The organism is Haemophilus sp. HN_Hi16, from assembly GCF_049823435.1.
GTDB classification, from domain to species: domain Bacteria; phylum Pseudomonadota; class Gammaproteobacteria; order Enterobacterales; family Pasteurellaceae; genus Haemophilus; species Haemophilus influenzae_D.
The window spans coordinates 1390095-1416399 of record NZ_CP187500.1 but is presented as its reverse complement, the minus strand read 5'-3'; the positions used below and the strand labels follow the sequence as shown (position 1 = coordinate 1416399).

Annotated in this window: 21 protein-coding genes; 8 read left to right on the top strand and 13 right to left on the bottom strand. The window is 37.3% G+C overall.

Annotated elements, in window-relative coordinates:
* Positions 1-17 precede the first annotated feature (17 nt).
* A complete protein-coding gene (gene ybaK, locus ACPT9C_RS07040; protein ID WP_050949216.1) occupies positions 18-494 on the bottom strand; it encodes a Cys-tRNA(Pro) deacylase in 477 nt (158 codons plus the stop codon).
* A gap of 58 nt (positions 495-552) precedes the next feature.
* Between ybaK and ACPT9C_RS07035 the strand changes: the two genes are divergently transcribed.
* A complete protein-coding gene (locus ACPT9C_RS07035; RefSeq protein ID WP_050949215.1) occupies positions 553-1506 on the top strand; it encodes an oxidoreductase in 954 nt (317 codons plus the stop codon).
* Positions 1507-1531: 25 nt separating this feature from the next.
* Positions 1532-1888, top strand: a complete 357-nt coding sequence (locus ACPT9C_RS07030; RefSeq protein ID WP_005662349.1) for a DsrE/DsrF/TusD sulfur relay family protein — start codon at positions 1532-1534, stop codon at positions 1886-1888.
* A 50-nt stretch (positions 1889-1938) separates the two neighbouring features.
* Here the strand turns inward: ACPT9C_RS07030 and trpA are convergent, their stop codons facing one another.
* From trpA to ACPT9C_RS07015, 3 genes are read right to left on the bottom strand one after another with little or no spacing between them, the layout of a single operon-like run.
* A complete protein-coding gene (gene trpA / locus ACPT9C_RS07025) occupies positions 1939-2745 on the bottom strand; it encodes a tryptophan synthase subunit alpha (protein ID WP_005662346.1) in 807 nt (268 codons plus the stop codon).
* On the bottom strand, positions 2745-3938 hold the full coding sequence (trpB, locus tag ACPT9C_RS07020) for a tryptophan synthase subunit beta (RefSeq protein ID WP_050949214.1): 1194 nt from the start codon (positions 3936-3938) through the stop codon (positions 2745-2747). The genes trpA and trpB overlap by 1 nt, the downstream gene beginning before the upstream one ends.
* A 19-nt stretch (positions 3939-3957) precedes the next feature.
* Positions 3958-4716, bottom strand: a complete 759-nt coding sequence (locus ACPT9C_RS07015) for an SDR family oxidoreductase (protein ID WP_050949213.1) — start codon at positions 4714-4716, stop codon at positions 3958-3960.
* Between the two features lie 179 nt (positions 4717-4895).
* Here ACPT9C_RS07015 and purM point away from each other — a divergent pair, with 179 nt between their 5' ends.
* Together purM and purN are read left to right on the top strand one after the other, a co-directional pair.
* A complete protein-coding gene (gene purM, locus ACPT9C_RS07010; protein WP_061671201.1) occupies positions 4896-5930 on the top strand; it encodes a phosphoribosylformylglycinamidine cyclo-ligase in 1035 nt (344 codons plus the stop codon).
* Positions 5931-5984: 54 nt separating this feature from the next.
* Positions 5985-6623, top strand: a complete 639-nt coding sequence (purN, locus tag ACPT9C_RS07005; protein WP_061671202.1) for a phosphoribosylglycinamide formyltransferase — start codon at positions 5985-5987, stop codon at positions 6621-6623.
* A gap of 83 nt (positions 6624-6706) precedes the next feature.
* On the opposite strand, the gene ACPT9C_RS07000 is transcribed toward purN, so the two are convergent.
* Complete coding sequence (locus ACPT9C_RS07000; RefSeq protein ID WP_050949210.1) at positions 6707-7543, bottom strand: DUF4198 domain-containing protein; 837 nt, start codon at positions 7541-7543, stop codon at positions 6707-6709.
* A 199-nt stretch (positions 7544-7742) separates the two neighbouring features.
* Entirely contained in the window at positions 7743-8672 is a 930-nt protein-coding gene (gene uspE, locus ACPT9C_RS06995) for a universal stress protein UspE (RefSeq protein ID WP_005656626.1), read from the bottom strand.
* Positions 8673-9447: 775 nt separating this feature from the next.
* On the opposite strand from uspE, the gene pntA reads away from it, so the two are divergent.
* Both pntA and pntB read left to right on the top strand, forming a co-directional pair.
* Positions 9448-10986: a Re/Si-specific NAD(P)(+) transhydrogenase subunit alpha gene (gene pntA, locus ACPT9C_RS06990; protein ID WP_050949209.1), complete on the top strand. Its 1539-nt coding sequence runs from the start codon at positions 9448-9450 to the stop codon at positions 10984-10986.
* A gap of 10 nt (positions 10987-10996) precedes the next feature.
* Positions 10997-12421, top strand: a complete 1425-nt coding sequence (pntB, locus tag ACPT9C_RS06985; RefSeq protein ID WP_005637794.1) for a Re/Si-specific NAD(P)(+) transhydrogenase subunit beta — start codon at positions 10997-10999, stop codon at positions 12419-12421.
* Positions 12422-12483: 62 nt separating this feature from the next.
* Here the strand turns inward: pntB and ACPT9C_RS06980 are convergent, their stop codons facing one another.
* A complete protein-coding gene (locus tag ACPT9C_RS06980; protein ID WP_050847132.1) occupies positions 12484-13401 on the bottom strand; it encodes a LysR family transcriptional regulator in 918 nt (305 codons plus the stop codon).
* 95 nt (positions 13402-13496) lie between these two features.
* On the opposite strand from ACPT9C_RS06980, the gene topA reads away from it, so the two are divergent.
* Positions 13497-16103, top strand: a complete 2607-nt coding sequence (gene topA / locus ACPT9C_RS06975) for a type I DNA topoisomerase (protein WP_118879824.1) — start codon at positions 13497-13499, stop codon at positions 16101-16103.
* A gap of 65 nt (positions 16104-16168) precedes the next feature.
* On the opposite strand, the gene ACPT9C_RS06970 is transcribed toward topA, so the two are convergent.
* Positions 16169-16753, bottom strand: a complete 585-nt coding sequence (locus tag ACPT9C_RS06970; RefSeq protein WP_050847130.1) for an FMN-dependent NADH-azoreductase — start codon at positions 16751-16753, stop codon at positions 16169-16171.
* 284 nt (positions 16754-17037) lie between these two features.
* On the opposite strand from ACPT9C_RS06970, the gene thrS reads away from it, so the two are divergent.
* Complete coding sequence (thrS, locus tag ACPT9C_RS06965) at positions 17038-18969, top strand: threonine--tRNA ligase (protein WP_050949207.1); 1932 nt, start codon at positions 17038-17040, stop codon at positions 18967-18969.
* Between the two features lie 122 nt (positions 18970-19091).
* Here the strand turns inward: thrS and ACPT9C_RS06960 are convergent, their stop codons facing one another.
* From ACPT9C_RS06960 to ttcA, 5 genes are all read right to left on the bottom strand, one after another.
* The gene (locus tag ACPT9C_RS06960) at positions 19092-21872 is read right to left on the bottom strand and encodes a M16 family metallopeptidase (RefSeq protein ID WP_050949206.1); all 2781 of its coding nucleotides are present in this window, start codon (positions 21870-21872) and stop codon (positions 19092-19094) included.
* 103 nt (positions 21873-21975) lie between these two features.
* Positions 21976-24396, bottom strand: coding sequence for a TonB-dependent receptor plug domain-containing protein (locus ACPT9C_RS06955; RefSeq protein WP_061832707.1), 2421 nt, complete (start codon positions 24394-24396; stop codon positions 21976-21978).
* Positions 24397-24559: 163 nt separating this feature from the next.
* Positions 24560-24769: a TOBE domain-containing protein gene (locus tag ACPT9C_RS06950; protein WP_005631673.1), complete on the bottom strand. Its 210-nt coding sequence runs from the start codon at positions 24767-24769 to the stop codon at positions 24560-24562.
* Positions 24770-24887: 118 nt separating this feature from the next.
* The gene (locus ACPT9C_RS06945) at positions 24888-25223 is read right to left on the bottom strand and encodes a TusE/DsrC/DsvC family sulfur relay protein (protein WP_050949204.1); all 336 of its coding nucleotides are present in this window, start codon (positions 25221-25223) and stop codon (positions 24888-24890) included.
* Between the two features lies 1 nt (position 25224).
* Positions 25225-26157, bottom strand: coding sequence for a tRNA 2-thiocytidine(32) synthetase TtcA (gene ttcA / locus ACPT9C_RS06940; RefSeq protein WP_050949203.1), 933 nt, complete (start codon positions 26155-26157; stop codon positions 25225-25227).
* Positions 26158-26305: the final 148 nt, after the last annotated feature.

The window sequence follows — 26305 nt, the reverse complement described above, 5'->3', positions numbered from 1 at the left end:
ATTTGTAAATTAATCACTTATTCATCAACGATATCAGTAAATTCTGCACCTAATACTTTTGCTAAATCTTGTGGCGCAATTTCTACGCTTAGCCCCCGTTTTCCGCCTGAAACATAAATCGTTTGAAACTCAAGTGCGGTTGAATTTATCACGGTTTTAACGCGTTTCTTTTGACCGAGCGGGCTAATTCCCCCCACAAGATAACCTGTACTTTTTTGCGCCGCATCTTTATCTGCCATTTCGACTTTTTTCACACCGATAGATTTTGCCGCTTTCTTTAAATTCAGCATATTGGCCGTTGCAAGCACAAAACAAGCGAGTTTTTTCTGATCGCCATTTTCCGCCACAAGTAAGGTTTTAAAAGAGCGGTTAGGATCAATGCCTAATTTTTCTGCGGCTTCATCACCAAAATGTTGATTGTTTGGATCATGATCATAAGTGTGCAAGGTAAAAGGAATTTTTTGTTTTTTAAGTAAATCAATTGCAGGTGTCATTATTTCGTTCCTGGTTTTGGTGTAAAATAATGCCGATTATTTTACAGCGGAGAGAAAAATGGACGCAACCTTAAATATTGCGATAGCAGCAGAATTTGAATTAAGTGAAAAAATTGTAGAGCGTTTAGAACAAAGTGAGCTTGAAATTAGTAACGTTTCTATTGTTGAAATGATACCTTTTGAAGAAGAACAAAATATTCGTTTTCGCAATAAAGGCGTTGAACAGCTTTCTCCAAATGAAGTTGAATGGGTTGATTTTAATTATGTCTTTTTTGCTGGAAAACTTGAGCAAGTTTCCCATATTGCGCAAGCAGCAGAGCAGGGCTGTATTGTCATTGATATGTTAGGCGTTTGTAGTGCACTTTCAGATGTGCCAGTTGTTGTTCCAACCGTAAATGAATCACAATTATTTGAACTGAGACAACGTAACATTGTTAGCTTGCCTGATCCACAAGTAAGCCAACTTGCCTTAACGCTTGCCCCGATTTTACAAGAGACTAATCTCAATCAAGTGTTTGTCACCTCTTTATTGCCGGCTTCTTATACGGATGCAGAAACCGTGACGAAACTTGCGGGACAAACAGCCCGTTTATTAAATGGTATTCCATTAGATGAAGGAAAAACTAGATTAGCATTTGATGTTTATCCGCATCAAACATCTAATTTATCCACTCAATTACAACGAATTTTTCCTCAATTAGATCGTGCTACATTCCACTCAATCCAAGTGCCTGTATTTTATGGATTGGCACAAAAAGTTACCGCACTTTCAGACTATGATTTCGACTATCAGCCTCAAAATAGTGATCTTATCGCTTTAGAAGAAGACTTAATTACGCCTGTTCTTAATGGAGAACAAGAAAATGGCGAAGAATCAGTAAAACTTCATTTAAGTCAAATAAGTGCGGTAGAAAATGGCGTAGAATTTTGGTCTGTGGCAGATGAACAACGCTTTAATCTCGCCTTACTTTCAGTGAAATTGTTGGAAGGAATTTATCAGCAAGGTTATTAATACCAAGGAAATTAAAGAGAAGAGTATGCAAAATATTCTATTTATTATCCATTCATCCCCTTATGGTGACGAGCATTTTTTTAGTGCATTACGTTTGGCGTTACAGTTGCAAGAGCAACATAAAAGTGCGGTTAATTTAAAAGTATTTTTAATGTCTGATGCGGTAACTGGCGGTTTAGCAAAACAAAATCCAGCAGAAGGGTATCATTTACAACAAATGTTGGAAATTTTAACAGCGCAAAGGGCGACAATTAAACTTTGTAAAACCTGTACAAATGCTCGTGGTATCACTGAATTACCGTTGGCGGACGGTGTGGAAATCGGCACGTTAGCAGAGCTGGCAGACTGGACGATGGAAGCCGATAAAGTATTAAATTTTTAATTTTCTCGGTAGATAAAAGAAACCCACCACAAGTGCGGGTTCTTTTTTGCTTATTTTGTTGCTGCTTTCATTGCTTGAACAAATTCAGCTAATTCAACTAAACATTGCTCATGATTATCTAAATTTCGCTCAATAATTTTTACTGTTGCCGAACCTGAAATTGCACCCGCAGCACCCAAAGACAACGCTTCTTTAACTTGCTCTGGTTGAGCAATGCCAAAGCCTTGTAAAATTGGTGGGGCATTATGGGCTTTAAGCTGTTCTACAAGGGTGTCCAAATTTGCTGCGTGAGCTTGATTTTCAGCGCTGGTTACGCCAGCACGAGAAACTAAATAAGTATAGCCTTCGCTATTTTCCGCTACACCTTGGATCGTTTTCTCGTCCGCATTTGGTGGGCAAATAAAGACGGGTTGAATGCCGTGTTTTTTAGCCGCTTGTACATAATCTTCTTTTGCGAGTAACGGAATATCTGCTACAAGTACAGCATCAACACCGACTTCTGCGCAACGTTGATAAAAAGCATCTAGACCTTTGGCAAAAATTAAATTGGCACAAAGTAATAAACTAATCGGAATCTCTGGATATTTTGACCGCACTTTTTCCAATAGTTTAAAGCTATCTTCACTGCTATGACCTGCAGTTAAAGCACGATTATTCGCCGATTGAATAACTGGGCCATCAAGGAGTGGATCGGAAAAAGGAAAACCGAGTTCTAAAGCATCCGCACCGTTATCGACAAGTGTGCAAATGATCTTAAAAGAGCGGTCGAAAGTAGGGTCGCAAAGGGTAACGAACGGCACGAAAGCACCTTCATTTTTTACGTTAAGTGTCGCAAATTGCGTTTCAAAACGGCTCATTAGTTCGTTCCTCCATTTAAAATTTTATCAACGGTAAAAATATCTTTATCGCCTCGTCCTGAAAGATTAACCACTAAAAGTTGTTCTTTTTCAGGATTTTGTTTAATCAATTTCAAGGCATAAGCCAAGGCGTGTGAGCTTTCTAATGCAGGAATAATGCCTTCGTGTTTTGCTAATTCTTGGAATGCGTTGAGGGCTTCTTCATCGGTAATCGATACATAATCAGCACGACCAATCGCATTTAAATAAGCATGTTGTGGCCCAACAGAGGGAAAATCTAACCCTGCAGAAATGGAATAGGATTCCTCAATTTGTCCATCTTTATCTTGCATAATTGGCGATTTCATTCCGAAGTAGATGCCTGTTGTGCCGTGCTTGAGCGGTGCGCCATGTTCACCGCTTTCAATACCTTTACCCGCAGGTTCTACGCCGATGAGTTTCACAGCGGTTTCTTCAATGAAATCCGCAAACATACCAATTGCATTCGAGCCACCACCAACAGCAGCAATCACTGCATCAGGTAAACGAGCTTCCCGTTCGAGAATTTGACGTTTCGTCTCAATCCCAATCATTTTTTGAAATTCACGCACGATAGTCGGGAATGGATGGGGGCCTGCCGCGGTGCCAAGTAAATAATGAGTGGTTTCATAGTTTGCTGACCAATCACGCATTGCTTCACAACAAGCGTCTTTTAAAGAGCAAGAGCCTTTTTGTACAGGAATCACTTCCGCACCCATCAAACGCATACGGAACACATTTGGCGATTGGCGTTCAACATCTTTTGCGCCCATATAAACACGGCACGGCATATCTAACATGGCACAAGCTAGGGCGGTCGCAACACCGTGCTGACCTGCACCAGTTTCGGCAATAATACGCGTTTTGCCCATACGTTTAGCAAGCAAAATTTGCCCTAATACTTGGTTAGTTTTATGGGCACCCCCATGTAATAAATCTTCACGTTTAAGATAAAGTTTAGTTTTTGTACCTTTGGTTAAGTTACGACAAAGGGTAAGTGCGGTCGGTCTGCCTGCATAATTTTTGAGTAAATCGGCAAATTCTGCTTGGAATGTAGGATCATTTTGAGCCTCCACAAAGGCTTGTTCTAATTGCTTTAAAACAGGCACTAAAATTTCGGGTACATACATTCCGCCAAATTCGCCAAAATAAGGGTTAAGAAGTGTGTCTGACATATTTTTTTCCTATTATTTTTTAGTTATCTTTTGCAACGCTCATTCCCGCAAATGATTGTGCGGTTGGCATTACTTCAATGCGATTAATGTTCACGTGTTCAGGTTGTTGATGAAGCCATAATACAATGTTAGCAATATCTTCAGGCTGAACCGATTGCACGTTTTCATACACTTTTGCCGCTCTTTCATCATCGCCGTGAAAACGCACATTAGAGAACTCCGTACCGCCACATAAACCGGGTTCAACATTGCTTACTCGAATTTTTGTGCCTGCCAGATCGGCTCGTAAATTTAAGCTAAATTGTGTGACAAAAGCTTTACTTCCACCATATACATTACTGCCAGCATAAGGATAAGTACCTGCAATTGAACTCAAATTGATAATCTGCCCGTGATTACGAGTCACCATATTTGGCAACACAAGGCGAGTGATAGTAACCAATCCTTTGATGTTGGTATCGATCATCTGATACCAATCTTGTAAATCCGCTTTATGTGCTGGCTCTAATCCCAAGGCTAAACCTGCATTATTCACTAATAAATCGACCGCTTGCCAACCTTCAGGAAGGGTGCTTAGAGCGTTAATTGTGGCTTGTTCATCACGAATGTCAAAGGCAAGCGGTAGAAAATTATTGCCTAATTGTGAATGGATTTCTGCTAATCGATCTGCACGTCTGCCCGTGCCAATTACTTTATAGCCAGCTTCGATCAATTTTTTACAGATTGCCAAGCCAAAGCCTGCAGTTGCGCCTGTAACTAATGCGGTTGTGGTTTTCATTTTTTCTCCTAAATCCTGAGCTTATTTGTACTATTAAAGTAGTACAAATGGATTTTGATTGCAAGCAATTTCATTTTAATTTTAAAAATGCCATTAAATGAATTAATTTAACAATACCGCAAACGTTTGCTTAATGATATAATCTGCCTAATTTTTATTTCTACTGATTGAGGTTAATCGTGAGCAACACACAACTTAGCTACAAAGATGCTGGCGTAGATATTCACGCTGGGAATGAATTAGTCGAACGTATCAAAGGCGATGTAAAACGCACTCGCCGCTCTGAAGTCTTGGGCAGATTGGGTGGTTTCGGTGCATTATGTGCTTTACCAACTAAATATAAAGAGCCAATTTTAGTTTCTGGTACAGATGGCGTGGGCACAAAATTACGCCTGGCGATTGACTTGAAAAAACACGATACCATTGGTCAGGATTTAGTGGCAATGTGTGTAAACGACTTAATCGTACAAGGGGCAGAACCGCTTTTCTTCTTAGATTACTATGCAACAGGTAAATTAGACGTTGATGTGGCAGCAAATGTGATCAAAGGTATTGCTGACGGTTGCGAAATGTCTGGCTGTGCGTTAGTCGGTGGCGAAACTGCTGAAATGCCTGGAATGTACCACGAAGGCGACTATGATTTGGCAGGTTTCTGCGTGGGCGTGGTAGAAAAATCAGAGATTATTGACGGCACAGCAGTAAAAACGGGCGACACGCTTATCGCACTCGGCTCAAGTGGTGCTCACTCAAACGGCTATTCACTTATTCGCAAAGTGCTTGAAGTGAGCGGTGCAAATCCAGCGGATTTATTAGAAAGCAAACCGCTTAGCGAACACCTTTTAGCACCAACCAAAATCTATGTAAAATCGATTTTACAGCTGATCAAGCAGACCGAAGTTCACGCCATTGCTCACTTAACAGGCGGCGGTTTCTGGGAAAATATCCCGCGTGTATTACCTGACAACACCAAAGCAGTGATTGATGAATCAAGCTGGCAATGGCCTGCGATCTTCAACTGGTTACAAGAAAAAGGCAATATTAGTCGTTATGAAATGTACCGCACTTTTAACTGTGGCGTAGGTATGGTAATTGCATTACCAGAAAAAGAGGTTGAAACCGCTATCGCATTGCTTGAACAAGCGGGCGAAAAAGCGTGGGTTATAGGCAAAATTGCACCTCTTGGCGAAGACGAAGCACAGGTTGAGATTCAATAATAAAATCTTAAATTTCAATTCAGCCCTTTTAAGCTGATTTCTATAAGGAAGAAAATGAAAAAAATTGCCGTCCTTATTTCTGGTCAAGGAACGAATTTACAAACTATTATTGATGCCTGCCATTCAGGCGATATTCCCGCCAAAATTGCTTGTGTGGTAAGTAACAAAGCTGATGCTTACGGATTAGTTCGAGCCAAACAAGCACAGATTCCGCAAGCGGTCTTTCTTCGCAAAAATTTTGCCAATAACCTCGAAATGGACGATGCCATTGGCGATTATTTGCAAAGCCTAGCAGTAGATTTGATCGTCCTTGCTGGTTATATGAAAATTCTTACCCCAAAATTTACTCAACGTTTTGCAGGGAAAATTTTAAATATCCATCCTTCTCTTCTTCCTAAATACGCAGGCTTAAACACCTACCAACGTGCGCTTGAAGCAGGCGACAATGAACACGGCACAACCGTCCATTTTGTCAATGAAGAAGTAGATGGTGGTGCGATTGTCTTACAAGCAAAAGTGCCAATCTTCCCCGAAGATAGCATAGAAGAAGTGGAAGCTAGAACCCGTGAGCAAGAATATCAAATTTATCCGCTTGTGATTAAATGGTTTACCGAAGGTCGGTTAAGACTTAAAGATAATTTGGCATATTTAGATGGGAAACCCTTGCCAAAATCTGGATATGCAGATGAATAACTTAGGATTTAGGCAGACTATTTCTGTATTTTTTATTTAATTAGGATGCAAAAGTGCGGTGAAATTCCACCGCACTTTCAAGGTTAATGATGATGGTGTTCTGGTTTTGGTGGTAATTTAGCTAATCCTTTACCAACCGGTAAAATTAATGTGCTATAGCTTGCAGATTGCTGACAAGTTTGTTGATCTGCAAATGGTGTTTTATGAATAACTTTAATTTTCCAAATTCCATCAATTAATGGAATGATATTCACACGTCCTTGACTATCTGTTTTACCTGAAAAACCTTGTGGTTCACGATGACCTGTACTTGCTTCAAGATCTTTCACGATAATAGTATCAGCGGTTGCGATGACAGTTTCGCCTGCTAATGGTTGATCTTGGTAGAAAATTTGAACAGGGAACGGTTCGCCTGATTTCGCTTTGCTTGGATCACGCAAAGGAACAATTTCTAGCGGTAAACCAACTCTTGTCATTGCCATTTCTGCATTTAATGGTTTTTTACCAACGGTAACGAGACTTTTGCCAAACATTTGAGTTTGTTCGCAATAAGTTGGGTTTTCTAATCCTTTCAAATTATCCATTTTCCAACCTTCAGCATTTTGTGACCAAAATGTTGGTTTATAAGTGGCTGTTATCCAATAAGAACCATCAGACAATGCGTTCTCTGATTGATATTGATAGTTTTCGCCTTTTTGGATTAAGGTTTGTTTTTCTCCATTTTGATGAATAATTTCCATTGGTGCAAAAATTTTTAAACGTGCTTCAGGAATTTTTTCTACATAAGGGTAATCCCCATAAGCTAATTCTGCTTTTAATACAGAACCTGATGCTAATTTCGTCGGTGCTTGAACCCAAACTTCGTGAGCTTGTGCTATGCCAGATAAAACCAATAAGCTTGTAATTAATGTCTTTTTCATATATTTCCTTAATAAGAATGGGGGAGTTAAAAAATGAGTGCAAAATACTAAATGAAAATAGCTATCATTTAAATAGCTATTTAAATAAAATTTTAAGATTTGTGATCGAGATCACAAAATGAAAAATACCATAAGAAATAGTATAAAAATGCCCTAAATACAAAATATTTAGGGCGTCTTATAAATTGAGGAAAATGTTTTAATCGTCTTTTTTCGATGGTTTAATGCCTAATAAATTACAACTTAATTTACTAATTACATGTTCTGCAGTATTGCCTAATAATGCGGCAGATAAACCTGTGCGTCCCACTGTGCCTAAAATCACTAATTCAGCTTCAATTTCTTTCGCCACTTCAGGAATAACTTCCTCTGGGAAACCTTCACGTACGTGAGTATGATCTTCATCAATCCCAAACTTCTGACGTAACGCTTTCATATTAATGAGATGCTGACCTCGAATACCGTTTTCATAACCTGAAGTATTAAATTCAGGCAAATCAATCGCCATATTAATTGGCGCGGAAGGGTAGGCTGCCACCAAATGGACATTACCACGATTTAGATTTTCCGCGAGTGAAATACCAGTTTCTACCAGCTCTTGATTAAATTCATCTTGATATTCTTGCTCTCCAGATACATTAACAGCCACAAGAATACGGCGTTGATGTTTCCAATCGCCATCACGAACCATTAAGACAGGAATAGGGCATTTACGAAGAAGTTGCCAATCAATGGGAGTAAAGATTAGAGACGTAAGTTTTTCTTCGTCTTTGGTATATTTTACGACTAGATCGTAATTATTATTTTCTACTTCTTCGTTAATTGCATCAGCTTCATTACTATTCCACACAATATGAGATTGTAATTCAATTTCTGGATTTGCATATTTATCTAAGTAATATTGAACAGCGTGACGGTGTTTTTCTATTACTTGTTGATGCATTTCTGAACGTTCTTCAGAAGAAAGTAAAGCTGACATTTCATAAGATAAATCATAGACTGATAAAAGTGCGGTGATTTTTACCTTAGTTTCATTTTTTTGTTCTTCAACTAAACGCACTGCACGAGCTAGGGCGTACTGTTTTTCATTACTGGGATTAAGTACAACGAGAATATTTTTAAATTTCATAATAGCCTCCAAAATTGGAGCATAGGATAAAAAAGAATAGCAAGAATGGCAAGGTACAAGATTAATTTGGATAAATTTATTTTTGGACTATAGTAGATCGGTTCTAAATCTTGCATCATTTTTCAGTATTTTCAATTGCCCTTCCATATACCCAAATTAAGCTTAAATCCATATCCTTTAAGAATAAAGAAAAGTATTTTAGATCAATTCCATTATATTTTTGAGAGTACAAGCTTTACCTTAATTCTAAAAATTTCCTATGTTGTTTATATGTCTTTTTTCCTTTAGGTAATTTTCATTAATCTTAATGCTGTCAAGTCCGTGAGCTTCAAGTACTAAATAGCACTCAATAAAAAGCTAATTTGGATAAAACAGAATTGCTGTATGTATTAGGTTGAATATTAAGCAAATCTGCAGTAGTTCTTGAGCTAACTTTAGCAACAAAAATTTAATAAGATTTTTCAAGCATTTTTTATTTATAATGTGTCATTTTCTTTTTTGTGGCTTGGTATTGATGTTAATCCACTACAGTGTCTAATATTATTACTTAGGATATATAGATCTATTATTTTTTGATTTTTTATAGAAAATTATAAATAGAGATTTTTCGTGATCCCTATCACAATATCTTGTAAAACCACTTAAAAACGTTACCTATTTTCATTCAATCAATGATACAGTTGTATCTGTTTGACTTTTTGTCATTTTAACGATGAATAGACGAAAGTTTGTTCATTAATCTCATCAACCCAATCATCAATCAGAGGGAAACAGTATGTTAATTGGTGTACCTAGAGAGCTGCTTGAGAATGAGAACCGTGTGGCGGCAACGCCGAAAACGGTTCAACAAATATTGAAATTGGGCTTTGACGTGATCGTGGAACACGATGCAGGTTTTAAAGCTAGTTTTGAAGATCAAGCATTTTTAGAGGCAGGCGCGAAGATCGGTTCGTCGGCTGAAATTTGGCAATCGGATATTATCTTCAAAGTAAATGCACCGACAGATGAAGAAATCGCTCAAATGAAGGAAGGCGCAACGCTTGTGAGCTTTATTTGGCGTATGCAAAATCCTGAGTTAATGGAAAAACTCACAGCGAAGAAAATTAATGTGTTAGCCATGGATGCAGTGCCTCGTATTTCTCGTGCGCAAGCATTGGATGCACTTTCTTCTATGGCGAATATTTCTGGTTATCGTGCTGTCATTGAAGCTGCGCATGAATTTGGTAGTTTTTTTACTGGACAAATTACTGCTGCTGGTAAAGTTCCACCAGCAAAAGTGTTGGTAATTGGTGCTGGTGTAGCTGGTTTGGCGGCAATTGGTGCGGCAAATAGCCTTGGGGCGATTGTTCGTGCTTTTGACTCTCGTCCTGAAGTGAAAGAGCAAGTTCAGAGTATGGGTGCGAGCTTCTTAGAAATTGATTTCAAAGAAGAAGGCGGCAGTGGTGATGGTTATGCGAAAGTGATGTCGGAAGAATTTAACCGTCGTGCGATGGAGCTTTACGCAGAACAAGCTAAAGAAGTCGATATTATTATTACTACGGCAGCCATTCCAGGTAAACCAGCACCTCGTTTGATTACCAAAGAAATGGTGGATTCAATGAAACCAGGTTCGGTAATTGTGGATTTAGCCGCTGCAACTGGTGGTAACTGTGAATATACGCAAGCAGGGAAAGTTGTTACAACTGAAAACCAAGTGAAAGTGATTGGTTATACAGATTTTCCAAGCCGTTTACCAACGCAATCGTCTCAACTTTATGGCACAAACTTAGTCAATTTATTAAAACTTTTGTGTAAAGAGAAAGATGGCAATATCAATATTGATTTTGAAGATGTGGTTCTTCGCGGTGTAACCGTTGTTCGTGATGGAGAAGAAATTCCACCAGCACAAATTCAAGTGTCTGCACAACCAAAACAAGAGACCAAAGCTGCACCAGTGGCAGAGAAAAAAGAATCTAAACCAACAGATCCTCGTATGAAATATGGTGTGATGGCAGGTGTTGGTGTGTTATTCCTTTGGTTAGCTTCTGTAGCACCAGCTGCATTTTTATCACATTTCACTGTATTTGTTTTAGCTTGCGTGGTGGGTTATTACGTGGTTTGGAATGTTAGCCATGCACTTCACACACCATTAATGGCAGTAACAAATGCAATTTCAGGCATTATTATTGTTGGGGCGTTATTACAAATTCGTCAGCCAACAGGCAATCTATTTATCGATGCGTTAGCTTTTGTGGCGATTTTGGTGGCAAGCATCAATATTTTTGGTGGTTTCCGTGTCACACAACGTATGTTAGCAATGTTTAGAAAAGGTTAAGGAGCGCACAATGTCTGAAGGTTTAGTACAGGCTGCGTATATTTTAGCAGCATTACTTTTCATTATGAGCTTGGCAGGACTTTCTAAACATGAAACTGCTAAAGCGGGTTGTTGGTTCGGTATTGTTGGTATGACAATTGCCCTTATCGCAACCATTTTTGGACCTCATTCTGAAGGAACATTTTGGATCATTATTGCAATGATCATCGGTGGTGCAATCGGTGTTCAACGTGCATTAAAAGTAGAAATGACTGAAATGCCAGAACTTGTGGCGATTCTTCACAGTTTTGTCGGTTTAGCGGCTGTACTCGTAGGCTTTAATAGCTATGGTTTACACCATGAGGCATTAATGCCTGAAGGATTAGATGCAGCAGCACAAGCCGCATTTGTGGCAGAGCAAGCGGTATTAACGAATATTCATAATGTCGAAGTATTTTTAGGTATCTTTATCGGTGCAGTAACTTTCACTGGTTCAGTTGTCGCATTTGGTAAATTGAGCGGAAAAATTAATTCAAAAGCATTAATGTTACCGCATCGCCATAAATTAAATTTAGCCGCACTTGTGGTATCTGCATTATTGATGGTTGCATTCTTGAATAATCCAGAAAGCATTTTCCCTGTGTTATTAATGACAGCGATTGCGCTTGCATTTGGATGGCACTTAGTGGCATCAATCGGTGGGGCAGATATGCCAGTTGTGGTATCAATGCTTAACTCTTATTCAGGTTGGGCAGCGGCTGCAGCAGGTTTTATGTTGAATAATGATTTGCTCATCGTTACAGGTGCGCTTGTTGGTTCTTCTGGTGCAATTCTTTCTTATATTATGTGTAAAGCAATGAATCGTTCATTTGTGAGCGTAATTGCGGGTGGTTTTGGTAACGATGTTCAAGTTTCTTCAAGCGAAGAACAAGGCGAACACCGTGAAACTACGGCAGAAGAAGTGGCTGAATTGTTGAAAAATGCAAGTTCTGTAATTATCACGCCAGGATATGGTATGGCTGTGGCACAAGCACAATATCCAGTCGCTGATATTACGGCAAAATTGCGTGAACGTGGTGTGAACGTTCGTTTTGGTATTCATCCTGTTGCAGGACGTTTACCCGGTCATATGAACGTGCTGTTAGCCGAAGCAAAAGTGCCTTACGATGTGGTACTTGAAATGGATGAAATCAACGACGATTTCGCTGATACCGATGTGGTATTGGTTATCGGTGCGAACGATACGGTAAACCCAGCTGCGATGGAAGATCCAAATAGCCCAATCGCAGGAATGCCAGTGTTAGAAGTATGGAAAGCACAAAATGTGATTGTGTTCAAACGTTCAATGGCTGTAGGTTATGCAGGCGTACAAAATCCATTATTCTTCAAAGAGAATACGCAAATGCTCTTTGGTGATGCAAAAGATCGTGTTGAAGACATCTTAAAAGCATTATAAAAAAACACGTATAAAAATAACCGCACTTTGGGTTGCTTAAGTGCGGTATTTTTTTATGGTATTTAGTGACTATCTTCAGGATATTCCAAAATTTCTGAACACAAGCCCAATCCAGATAAAAATTCAATAAATGCCCGTACTTTTATTGGCAAATGTCTTCTGTTTGGATAGAGCACATGAATTTCTAATTTTTGTTGCTTATATTCTGGCAATAATTCGATAAGCTCGCCTTTTTCAAAGGCGCTACCTAAAATAAATTTTGGTAAATTAGCAATACCCAATCCCGCTTTTGCCATATTTAATAAGGCAAAACCGCTATTGCTTACCACTTTGGATTGGATTTTGAAACGTTGGGTTTGATTTATCCGTGAACCAACCCAATTTACCTGATTCATTGAATTTTTATAAAGTAAGCCATTATGATGTTCTAAATCATCAGGCGTTTGTGGAATACCATTCGCTTCAAGATAATTAGGCGATGCTACAAAATGAACAGTAGTAGTTCCTATTTTACGTGAAACCAACGAGCTATCTTCCATATAACCAATACGAAGAGCAAGATCATAGCTTTCGGATAATAAATCGATTTTCTTATCATTAAATTCGACTTCAATATGCAAATGAGGATGCTTAGCCATAAAAGTGGGTAAATTTGGTGCAATAAAAAGTAAACCAAAATCCCGAGGAACAGAAATCAGTAAATTTCCTTGTAATGAACTGGTAAGCTGAGTAATGCTGGAATCTGCTTCATCTAAATCAAGCAAAATGCCTTGGCAGCGTTGGTAATACATCATTCCTGCTTCGGTAGGCATAATTTTTCTGGTGGTACGTTGTAATAATCGTATTTTTAAATGTTCTTCTAATTGTGAAACTAATTTACTTGCCATCGCTACAGAAATATTTTGCTGCTTTGCTGCCAATGTAAAACTTTGGGTTTCAATGATTTTACAGAAAATAGAAATCGCATTGAGTTTATCCATTTATAGACCTTTTTTGAAAAAATGCTTGATTTTGCCTACATAACTTTGCACTATACCCGCAATTTTATAAAATTCTAGTAATATTAGGTAATCAAATGAGTAAATCCTTAGTGATTGTGGAGTCGCCAGCAAAAGCAAAAACTATTAATAAGTATTTAGGTAGCCAATATGTGGTTAAATCGAGCGTCGGACATATTCGTGATTTACCAACTGTAGGTTCTAGTACAGGCGAAAAAGCTAAACCAATTTCAACTAAAGGTATGGATGCCGAAGAAAAAGCAAAAATTAAAGCAGAAAAGGAACGTAACGCCTTAGTTAAACGTATGGGGATTGATCCTTATCACGATTGGAAAGCAAATTATCAGATTTTGCCAGGGAAAGAAAAAGTAGTTTCCGAATTAAAATCGCTTGCTAAAAAAGCAGATCATATTTATCTCGCAACCGACTTGGATAGAGAAGGGGAAGCGATTGCATGGCATTTACGTGAAGTGATTGGTGGAGATGATGATCGTTTTAGTCGCGTGGTGTTTAACGAAATCACTAAAAATGCAATAAAACAAGCTTTTGAAAAGCCTGAACAATTAAATATGGACCGCGTTAATGCCCAACAAACTCGTCGTTTTTTAGATAGAGTAGTGGGCTTTATGGTGTCTCCGTTACTTTGGAAAAAAGTTGCGCGCGGGCTTTCTGCTGGTCGAGTTCAATCGGTTGCGGTTAAATTATTAGTAGAACGCGAGCGTGAAATTAAAGCGTTCCAGCCTGAAGAATATTGGGAAGTTGCCGTCCTTACGAACAATCAAAATAAACAAGCCATACGTTTGGATGTCACGGATTATAAAGGCAAGAAATTTGATCCAAAGAATCAAAAAGAGGCACAAAGTGCGGTAGATTTTCTTAATGTTTCTGATTACGTTGTCACAAATTTAGACACTAAGCCAACAAGTTCTCGCCCTCGTGCGCCATTTATTACATCAACACTTCAACAAACGGCAAGTACTCGTTTAGGATTTGGCGTTAAGAAGACAATGATGTTAGCCCAACGTTTATATGAAGCAGGTTATATTACTTATATGCGTACGGACTCAACCAATTTAAGTCAAGATGCGCTAAATATGGCACGTAGCTATATTGAAAATCATTTTGGGGCGCAATATTTACCAGAAAAACCAAATTTCTATTCTAGTAAAGAAAATGCGCAAGAGGCGCATGAGGCTATTCGCCCCTCAGATATTCGCGCATTGCCTGAATCCTTAGAGGGAATGGAAAAAGATGCAGTACGTCTTTATGATTTAATTTGGCGTCAATTCTTAGCCTGTCAAATGCCACCAGCACAATATGATAGTAGTACATTGACTGTTTCAGCAGGCGATTATACCTTAAAAGCAAAAGGCAGAATTTTACGTTTTGATGGTTGGACAAAAGTATTGCCACAAATAGGTAAAAATCCTGAAGATCAAGAATTGCCTGTAGTTGCTGTTTCAGAAAAACTTGCTTTAAAAGAAGTGCAACCAACACAACACTTTACTAAACCACCTGCTCGTTTTACTGAAGCGGCTTTAGTAAAAGAATTGGAAAAACGTGGTATTGGCAGACCTTCCACCTATGCGGCAATTATTTCTACTATTCAAGAACGTGGATATGTTCGTACTGAAAATCGTCGTTTCTATGCAGAAAAAATGGGCGAAATTGTAACTGATCGCCTCAATGAATCTTTCGGGGAATTAATGAATTACGATTTTACCGCGAATATGGAAGATACTTTAGATAAAATTGCCTCTGGTTCAGTAAATTGGAAAACTGAATTGAATCAATTCTTCAAAGATTTTTCTAGCCAACTTTCTAAAGCTGAATTAGATGAACTTGAAGGCGGTATGCGCCCAAATAGCCTTGTGGAAACCGATATTAAATGCCCAACTTGTGGTAGAAAAATGGCAATTCGCACGGCAAGTACAGGGGTGTTTTTAGGATGCACTGGGTATGCGTTATCGTCAAAAGAACGGTGCAAAACAACGATTAATTTAATTCCTGAAGCGGAATTATTGAATGTTTTAGATGAATCTTCAGAAACTAAAGCATTAATGGATCGTAAACGTTGTACAAAATGTGGAACGGCAATGGACAGTTATGTAATCGATGCCCATCGTAAAATCCATATTTGTGGTAATAATCCAAATTGTGATGGATATTTAATTGAAGAAGGCTCATTCAAAATTAAAGGTTATGATGGCCCTGTTGTTGAGTGTGATAAATGCGGTGCAGATATGCATTTAAAACTTGGTCGTTTTGGCAAGTATATGGGATGTACAAATTGTGATAACACGCGCAAAATTTTGAAAAATGGCGAAGTTGCACCACCGAAAGAAGAGCCAGTACATTTCCCTGAGCTAAAATGTGAAAAATCTGATGCGTACTTTGTATTGCGTGATGGTGCAAGTGGCGTGTTTATGTCAGCCCATAACTTCCCGAAATCCCGCGAAACACGCCCAGTTAAAATCTCAGAACTTGTGCAATATCGCGAGCGTTTACCTGAAAAATTAGCTTATTTAGCGGATGCACCACAAAAAGATCCTGAAGGGAACGAAGCGATTGTTCGTTTTAGTCGTAAAGAGAAAAAGCAATATGTGACTTCTGAAAAAGAGGGAAAAGCGACTAAATGGATTGTTGATTTCACCAACGGAAAATGGGTTGAACGAAAAAAATAACAAGAAAAGTGCGGTAAATTACCGCACTTTTTTGTTTGTAATAAATTTTTTAGATTATCTGAAGATTAAAGGCTTGTGATAAGTTCATTAATTTTATTTTTCGCAGATGATTGTGCTTTTTCAATGGCTTCAGCACCCAATCCAATGCCTTGTGCATAAACAAATTGCACATCTGTGATACCGATAAAACCTAAAATTGATTTCATATATTGTGTTACTAAATTTTCTTCATCATACAACCCACCAAATGCACATAACACAATGACTTTTTTGCCTTTCAACAAACCTTCAGGACCCTTTGCTGTATATTGGAAAGTAACGCGCGGACGTGCGATAAAATCAAAATAGCTTTTTAATTGTGTTGGAATGTTTAAATTATACATTGGCGCACCAATTATTAATGTCTGTGCGTTTTTTAATTCTTCGATTAATTCATCAGACAACGCCAGAAGTTGTTTTTCTTCTATTGTTTTTGGTTCCCCACGCACAGCAATTGCAGCTGCGGTATCAAAATATGGAAGCGGTTGTTGAGATAAATCGCGTACGATAATGTTATTACCTTGTAATTTTTCGACAGCGTAATCAACTAATTGATTAGTCTGAGAGTTATTTCCTGAAATGCTAGATTTTAATACTAATACGTTGCTCATTTTTATTCCTTAACAGTGTATTTAAAAGTGCGGTTATTCTAGCCTTTATTTTTAGGATATAAAGCCCCTAGTCAGAAAAACATTATTTCCTTTCTGTAAAATATGTGCATTTATTTAACAATACCTTAAGAAAGTGATAGAATTCGCCACGCATTTTTTGCCTAATTTCGCTCGTTCAATGGTAGGAATGAAGCCAAGTAGGGCAAAAGTGCGGTTAATTTTTATAGAATTTTAAACGAACACGTCACCTTTCGTATGGGTGACCACTGTATAAGGAAAAAACAATGCCAATTATTACTTTACCTGACGGTTCCCAACGTCAATTCGATAATCCTGTTTCTGTTCTTGAAGTCGCACAAGATATTGGTGCGGGTCTTGCTAAAGCCACTATCGCAGGCCGTGTAAATGGAGAACGTCACGATGCGTGCGATATTATCGAGCAAGATGCAACGTTAGAAATTATTACTGCAAAAGATGAAGACGGTTTAGAGATTATCCGCCATTCTTGCGCTCACTTGCTTGGACACGCTATTAAACAATTATTCCCAGATGTAAAAATGGCAATTGGCCCAACCATTGAAAATGGCTTCTATTATGATGTAGATTTAGATCGCTCTTTAACCCAAGAAGATATTGATACAATCGAAAAACGTATGTTGGAATTGGCAAAAACCAATTATGACGTCGTGAAAAAACGTGTTACTTGGCAAGAAGCGCGTGATACCTTTGAAAAACGCGGCGAGCCATACAAAATGGCAATTTTAGATGAAAACATTGAACGTACTGCAACGCCTGCGTTATATCATCACTTAGAATATATTGATATGTGCCGTGGACCACACGTGCCAAATATGCGTTTCTGTCAGCATTTCAAATTACAAAAAGTCGCTGGTGCGTACTGGCGTGGCGACAGCAAAAACAAAATGTTACAACGTATCTATGGTACGGCTTGGGCGGATAAAAAACAACTTGCTGAATATTTAACACGCTTAGAAGAAGCGGCAAAACGTGATCATCGTAAAATTGGTAAAGCATTAGATTTATATCATATGCAAGAAGAAGCGCCAGGTATGGTATTCTGGCACAATGATGGCTGGACAATTTTCCGTGAGCTTGAAACTTTCGTGCGTACTAAATTAAAACAATACGATTATCAAGAAGTAAAAGGCCCATTTATGATGGATCGCGTGTTGTGGGAAAAAACAGGTCACTGGCAAAATTACGCAGATTTAATGTTCACAACTCAATCTGAAAACCGTGAATATGCAATTAAACCAATGAACTGTCCAGGACACGTTCAAATTTTTAATCAAGGTTTAAAATCTTACCGTGATTTACCAATCCGTATGGCGGAATTTGGTTCTTGCCATCGTAATGAACCATCAGGTTCTTTACACGGTTTAATGCGTGTGCGTGGCTTTACTCAAGATGATGCGCATATTTTCTGTACTGAAGATCAAATTGAGAGCGAAGTAACTAGCTGTATCAAAATGGTGTACGACATTTATAGCACCTTTGGTTTCACTAATATTGCAGTAAAACTTTCTACTCGCCCTGAAAATCGTATCGGTTCAGATGAAATGTGGGATCGTGCGGAAGCAGGTCTTGCAGCTGCATTAGCACATAACGGCTTGGAATATGAAATCCAAGAAGGCGAAGGCGCATTCTATGGTCCAAAAATTGAGTTCGCACTACGCGATTGTTTAGGTCGTGAATGGCAATGTGGTACTGTTCAATTAGACTTCGCGTTACCAGGTCGTTTAGATGCAACTTATGTAGCAGAAGACAATAGCCGTAAAACCCCTGTAATGATTCATCGTGCGATTTTAGGCTCAATTGAGCGTTTCATTGGTATCATTACTGAAGAATATGCTGGTTTCTTCCCTGCGTGGTTAGCTCCAACCCAAGCAGTTGTGATGAATATCACTGATAGCCAAGCTGACTATGTACAGAAAGTCGCAAAACAGCTTTCCGATGTAGGTTTACGCGTGAAAACTGATTTACGTAACGAAAAAGTGGGCTTCAAAATCCGTGAACATACTTTACGTCGCGTGCCTTATATGCTCGTTTGTGGCGATAAAGAAATCGCAGAAGGCAAAGTGGCTGTACGTACACGTAAAGGTGCAGATTTAGGCTCATTTACAGTGGAAGAATTTGCGGAAATCTTGAAAAATCAAGTAAGAAGCCGTGAATTAAAGTTATTGAATGAAGAGTAATACTTCTCAAAAATAACCAATATAATTTACTGTTTAAATAGTAATTTCAATTTAACGGTGATCGTTTAAGCGATCGCCGTTATTTTTATCTCTTTCAGATCTATTGAGATTTCATTTATTTTCTAATAAGTAGTTGCTTTTAATACGCTGACAAATCTGCCTGATTTTTTTAGAGCTTTTTGCGCCAACGCATCTATTGTGGCTTTTGTCGCTAACTGATCTAAATGTTGATCGGTATAAATAGCATCTGGATTATCTTGTTGCCAGTAACTTTCTTCAATAATTGAAGCAATTGAAACTAAAGAATCAAATTCACGTCGAATCTGAGTATGTTGTTCCGCTAGTTTTTTACGTAATAAATTTTCATCAATGCTATTTTTTACAATATCATCTAGCACCTGATTTGTAAGATGCGTAAGTTCCTCTACGCGCTTAGGGTCGCAACTAAATTCAATTTTTCCCTCAATTTGTGGTGTATGAACATCTTGCATAAACCAACTATTTACAGAATAAATACCAGAAACTTTTTCACGTAGAATTAAGCGTAATTTTTCTTGCACAATATCCGCAAGAATATTGAATAAATATTTTTGTTCCGCTCGCCAAGTATTATCTGCGGTAAGGTATATTTCTACATCAGCTCTCGGTTCTTTCAAGCCATTCATAATAAATGATTGAGTTGGTGTATGAATAATAGTTGGGACAAAGTGACGTATCTGAGTTTTTGATTCAACTGAAGCTAAATAACGTTCTGCCAATTTCTTTACTTGATTAAGTTCAATATCGCCAATAATAAAATAGGTAAAATCTGTTTTATTTAAAATATAACGTTGATAAGCGTTACTTAATTGGTTTTTATCAAATGCTAATTGCTGTGCTTGTTTTTGACTATAGACAGTTTCAATATTTGGAAAGCGTAGTTTTGAAACGGCTTGCATAAATTGTGTTTCTAAATCAATTTGTTTGAAATAATCACGGGTTTCACGTCGATATTTTTCTAAGGCAAGATCGGATATAGGCGAAGAACGTAATTTTAAGCGGAACAATGTTAGTAAATTTTCCAAATCTTTAGGTTTAGATACACCAGTAAAACCTTGTTTATCATCATCAATCACAGTTGCAATTACCAATGGATCACGCGAAAAAATTTGATTAACCGCAGAAAGAGAAAGTTCTCCAACACCTGTTTCATCAACTACACTAACGGCAGCACGTAATAAGTGATAGTCCTTATCTGGGATAGAACGTAAACCACCTTGAGTAACAGCACGAAAATGTACTTGATTTGGAGTTTTGTCACTATAGTGGTAGATCAATTTACTTCCATTACTTAAACGAAATTCATAAATATCGCCACGATCCCAGTATTTTTCTTGAGAAAGTGAGCCTGTGTTAAATGTTAAGTGCGGTAATTTTTCGAGTTGTTTTTTTTCATCCCATTGATGTTGTTGCATTTCCATTGCATTGTTCCAACGAGTTTCTATTTCTACTACATCAAAAGGCAAGGCTTTTTGTGGCAAAGGTTGAGTGATTAATAGTAATTTTGCTTTTAATGCTAAGGTTTGATTTAACGTGCGTTGTAAATCAGCTAATGTAATTTGAGATAAAAAACGTTTATTGAGTTCATAACGATCATTTACGCTCAATACCACTTGCTTATTTGCCACAGAAGTAATGAGATCATCGGTAATTTTTAAACTACCAGAACGAATATTTAATTGTTTTTCATTGAGTTGAGTTAAGCGTTTAATCTCGCCGTTTAATTCATTTTGAGTAAAACCTTGTTGTTTTATACTGGCAATAAAGGCAAATAATTTATCTATTGTTTTTGAATATTGTGTATCTATAAGCTGGAGAGAAAAAATGCTTTGTAGTGTTTCTTTACCTAAATGAGTACGATAAAAATTTGCAGAATCTACGCCATTTTCTGTTTCCTTTTCCCATTGCTGTAAACGTAAGTTAAGCAATCGAGTGGTAATTTGCTGAATTAATTCTTGTTTATAACTCGCTAATGTATTGGTTTCAATTGCATTTTCAAAAAAACTTAATTCAATACTCGGAATTGTTGTGCCTTGTTCAGAAATAGAATCTAATCGCCATTTGTTGATAAGAGGAATATTAAAATCAATTTTTTCCAATGTTGTTTTAGTAATTGGGTTTTCTTTGGATAGGTTTTGTTTTAATAGTTTTACTACTTGTTTTGTATCAATATCGCCTACAATAATTACTGACATATTATCTGGTCGATACCATTTGTGGTAAAAATCAGCGACGCGTTTAGCTGAAATTGTTTTAATAATATCCATATCTCCAATTGGATCACGCAATACATAACGAGAACCCGCCATTTCAATAGCACTTTTCTTATTGCCAATACGTAGCATTGGGCTTAAACGTCTCCGCCATTCTTCTTGTACTACACCACGTTCGCCATCCACATCTTTAGGCAAAAAAGTAATATTATTCATCCATTCATTGATGACATCAAAAGCCAATTCTAATTTTTGCTGATTGTTGCTATCTAAATTTAAAGTATAGACTGTATTTTCAAAATCGGTGAAAGCATTAATATCTCGTGCAAATTTCATTCCAAGTTTTTCTAACGCATTAATAATTTGATTTTCTGGATATTTCTTTGAGCCATTAAATGCCATATGTTCAACTAAATGGGCAATGCCTTTTTGATCATCATCTTCGTGCATTGAGCCTGCATTAATTACTAATCGAATATAAACGCGTTCTTTGGGTTCAGTATTTTTTAATACAAAGTATTGCAGACCATTTGATAGTTTACCGTGCTGAATATTTGGATCAAAAGGTAAATCACTATTGGGCGATAGTTCCAAGGATTGACAAGCAATTAGTGAAAAGATAAGCAAAAAAAGTGCGGTTGTTTTTTTCATTATTTTTACCTAGAAAAAAGAAAACTCTACGCTAAATAAAATAAGCGTAGAGTAGGGCTGGTGGATATTTCAAAAGCCCACAAGCCCTATACATTGAAAAAAATTAGAATTGATAGCCAACTTCTAGCCAAAATTCACGCCCAGGCGTATAAACACCGTATTCATCGTTAATGGAAATAGTAGTGACTTTATTTTTACGTGTTTTATTAAGTACATTTAAAATATCTACTTGCATATAAACGCTATGCTTACCTCGAATGGTGGGTTGCCAACGGATACTACTGTCCCATTGTGTATGTCTGCCGTAATGATAGCTACGATAGCGTGGAGGAGCATCGTCGTCATAGTTATCTTCATTAATTGGATCATAACGACGAATTGGTGCTTTCATATACACTTTATTTGACCAAGTAATATCGTAATCTGGTATCGTCATATCAATACCTAGACGAGCAATCCAATCTTCGGTGTTACTATTAACTTGTCGTAACATTTCACGATAAGTCATTAATTTACCATCTAAAAAAACAGGTTTATTCAGATCAAATTCTTCGCCATCAGCTCGTTTTGTATTTAGCCAATCAAAACCAAGTGACATAGTCCAATAAGTTTTACCTAATTTCCAAGGTTCTATATTGTTAAGTTGGAAAGTATAAATATCAACACCAAACGGACGTCCATTAATATAACTACTTTTCTTTATTCCCTTTACAGGCTCTCGTTTCAATATGATACGATTTTTATTATCACGATGAATATAACCGAGTTTGAGTGCTAAATTACCCATATTTTGGTCAAAACTTAAACTTAATTCATCTGCATAAGGGCTTTTTAGGGATGAAAAGTTTTGATGCTGGCGTGTTTGATCATTATTGAGCTTTAAAATACCATTCGCTAATTTTAAAGAAGCAAAAGAACGACCGTAATAACGATTTAAACCTAGTGTAAATCCTGTATTATCCCAAGGACGGTAACGTGCAACAAAGCGCGGGGCGATATTATTATTTTTTAAATAATCATCACGTTCAATGCGAATGCCTGGTCGAAACTCAAATTTACGCCATTTAATTAAATCTTCAGCATAAGCCACAATATTCTGATAGGTGGTTTTAACGCGACCTTTTGATGTTGTACTTTCTGATAAAGGTGAATTATCCATAGTCCCATTTTTCAAAGTAGATGATATTATTTTTGAATGAACATCTTGTGGGCGATAAAATTGGTATTTAGTTGCCTGATAAATTCCACCAATAGAAACAGAATGCTCGGTAGAAGCTAAATAAAAAGGATCCATTACATATTCAGTTGAAAAATGTAAATTATCTTGGGTTAAACGGCTATTACCATATCCGCCTTTTTCGAAATTATAAAGTGGATCATAATTTTCATCTAACACCGATGTTGTTTCAACATTATTCGAGGATGATTTTCGCTTATCTTTAAAACGATCGTATGCTAAAGTATTTGTCCAAACGCCAGAGTTGAATGAATGCACCCAAGCTAGTGTTGTCCCCAATGCTTGATGATAATCGCTTACATTGTTACCTATATTTTCCCTAAAATATTTCAGTTCTTTATAATTTGAATAACGTAAACCGAGTTCAATACGTTCTTTTTCTTGCGGTGTCCAATTGAAATTTAATAAAAGATTATCGGAAAGTCGTTGATGATTTTGTTTGTCTAGTTGCGCTTTGTTATTGGCATTTTCATCAAAACCAATTAAACGATTTTGTTCAATAGATGATGTTCTGCGACTATAGCCAAGAACCATTCCTAAATTATCATTTAGTCTTTTTTCAGCCAAAATATTGAATGTTTGTTTATTGTATTTAGGTTGTAACTCTGCCGCACCAGAATCATCGGGTCTTACTTGTTTAAGTATTTTTTGTACTGAGTCTCCAGCTTCCATTTTTGCCCAAGAGGAATTTGTCGTGCGATATTTAAGTTTTATGCTATCAGTGCCGCTATATTGTTTCGTTTTAGCAATAACGGCACCCCCCATAAAGCCCCCTAAGCTCGCAGAAATATTACTATCTTGTACTTCCACTTTAGAAAGCATAGTCGCATCAAAAAAATAAGCTTGAGTGTGACTAATTCCGGGAACAACTTGCATAGCACCGTCAAAAATACTGTTATCAATAGCAAGATCATTATTTATATTGACATTATCAACAAAGTAGGCGGTTTGATTTGGATCGGCACCGTTAATTGAAATATTTTCAGGCTTGATTTCTCCACGTTGAAAACCATTTTGGTCACTATTTTCATAACGAATATGGGGATTAGAACGAAGATAATCAGTGATGTTACCGTTTGATGTAGGCGTTTTACTTATCTCGTCAGAAGAGAGTGTTTTAACGGAAGAAAGCGATTTATTATTGTCGCCATACACAACAATTTCGGGCAATATATTTTTGTTGGTTGTTGGTTGTTGGTTGTTGGTTGTGTCAACAGTTTGCCCCATAATAAATGGACTGACAAATGTTGAGCAGAATAACAACATTAATGGCTTTTTTTGATACATAGTATAGTTCCCTAAAATAAAAGATAGAAATAAGAATGATTATCATTATATTTTTAAAATTTATGAATACAAGGGGAATTCGACTTAAAATAGGTATCAAAGAAATAAAAAAAACCGCACTTTTAAAAGTGCGGTTATATTCAATTCTGTTTTATGGAAGAAATTATTCTACCCCAACCATTACAGAAGTTGCTTTGATGATTGCGTATGCTTCTTTACCAACTTCTAAGTTTAATTCTTTAACTGCTGCTAAAGACACAGTTGAAGAAAGCACGTTACCGCCACCGATATCAATGTGAACGATTGCATTTACTGAACCGTTTTCGATTGAAACAACTTTACCTTTTAATTGGTTTCTTGCACTAATTTTCATAACATTTCTTTGTTAGTTAGGGTTTAAAAGAGCTTGTATTTTATTCCTTATCTTAAAAAAGACAAGTCATAAGTAAAAACACAAGTGTTTAAAAATTTTTGGAAAATTGACCGCACTTTTATAGGCATTTTGCAGGTTTCGGCAAACCTGCTAATTTTGTGGCTTGTTTTGCAGGGCCTTCAGGAAATAAGCGTTGCAAATAACGGCTATTACCTTTATCCGCACCAAGCTTTTCCGCCATGGCTTTTACCAACATACGGATGGCAGGGGAGGTGTTATATTCTTGATAAAAGTCTCGCACAAAATAAATCACTTCCCAATGGGCATCTGTTAATTCAAGACTTTCTAACTGCGCAATAGAGCGAGCGACATCTTCGTTCCATTGTTGGCTATTAAGCAAATAACCGTCTTTGTCAGTTTCAACTTCAACTTCAATTCCATTGATATTCAACATATTAATTCACTTCTTTAAAGTTAATCATTTCGTTGTTTGAAAAATCAGTTTGATCTTCGTCCTCAAATTGCATTGGCGTGATTTGTTCTTCATCAAATGCGGTATCGCCTTCAATCCCATTAATCATTTGTCCGTGTTTGATTCCTTTGAAATCAAATAATTTTGGATCACTCATATGTGACAATGTAATGTTTTGCATTGCGCTGAACATAGTTTCTAAGCGTCCAGGATATTGGCGATCCCAAGTATTGAGCATTTCTTTTACAACTTGGCGTTGAAGATTTGGTTGTGAGCCACATAGATTACAAGGAATAATCGGAAATTCTTTCGCGATAGCATATTTTTCAATGTCTTTTTCTTTGCAGTAAGTAAGCGGACGAATCACAATTTGTTTGCCATCGTCAGAAATTAATTTAGGTGGCATGGATTTCATTTTGCCGCCATAAAACATATTTAAAAATAGTGTCGCTAACATGTCGTCTCGGTGGTGCCCTAAAGCGATTTTGGTTGCACCAAGTTCTGTGGCAGTACGATATAAAATCCCACGGCGTAGGCGAGAGCAGAGTGAACAAGTGGTTTTTCCTTCTGGAATTTTTTCTTTCACAATGCCGTAAGTATTTTCTTGTACAATTTTGTAATTTACGCCAATACTTTCCAAATATTCAGGCAATACGTGTTCTGGAAACCCTGGTTGTTTTTGATCGAGGTTTACCGCAACAATATCAAATTTTATCGGTGCACTTTGCTGTAAATTCAACAAAATATCGAGAAGCGTATAACTGTCTTTGCCTCCGGATAAACACACCATGACTTTATCGCCATCTTCAATCATCCCAAAATCTGCAATGGCGTTGCCTACATTACGGCGAAGACGTTTTTGTAATTTATTGAAATTATAGCTTTGTTTTTTTTCTTGTTGGGCTAACTGGGTCATTCTGTTATCTTTAGTTATTCATGAAAGGCGCACATTATACGTGAAAAATAGGAAAAGTGCGGTCAATTCAAAAGAAGATTTTTAAGATCCGTAAAAAATCCTGTATAATCTTTCCAATTTTTTGTTCAATTTTAACGCTTTGCAATTC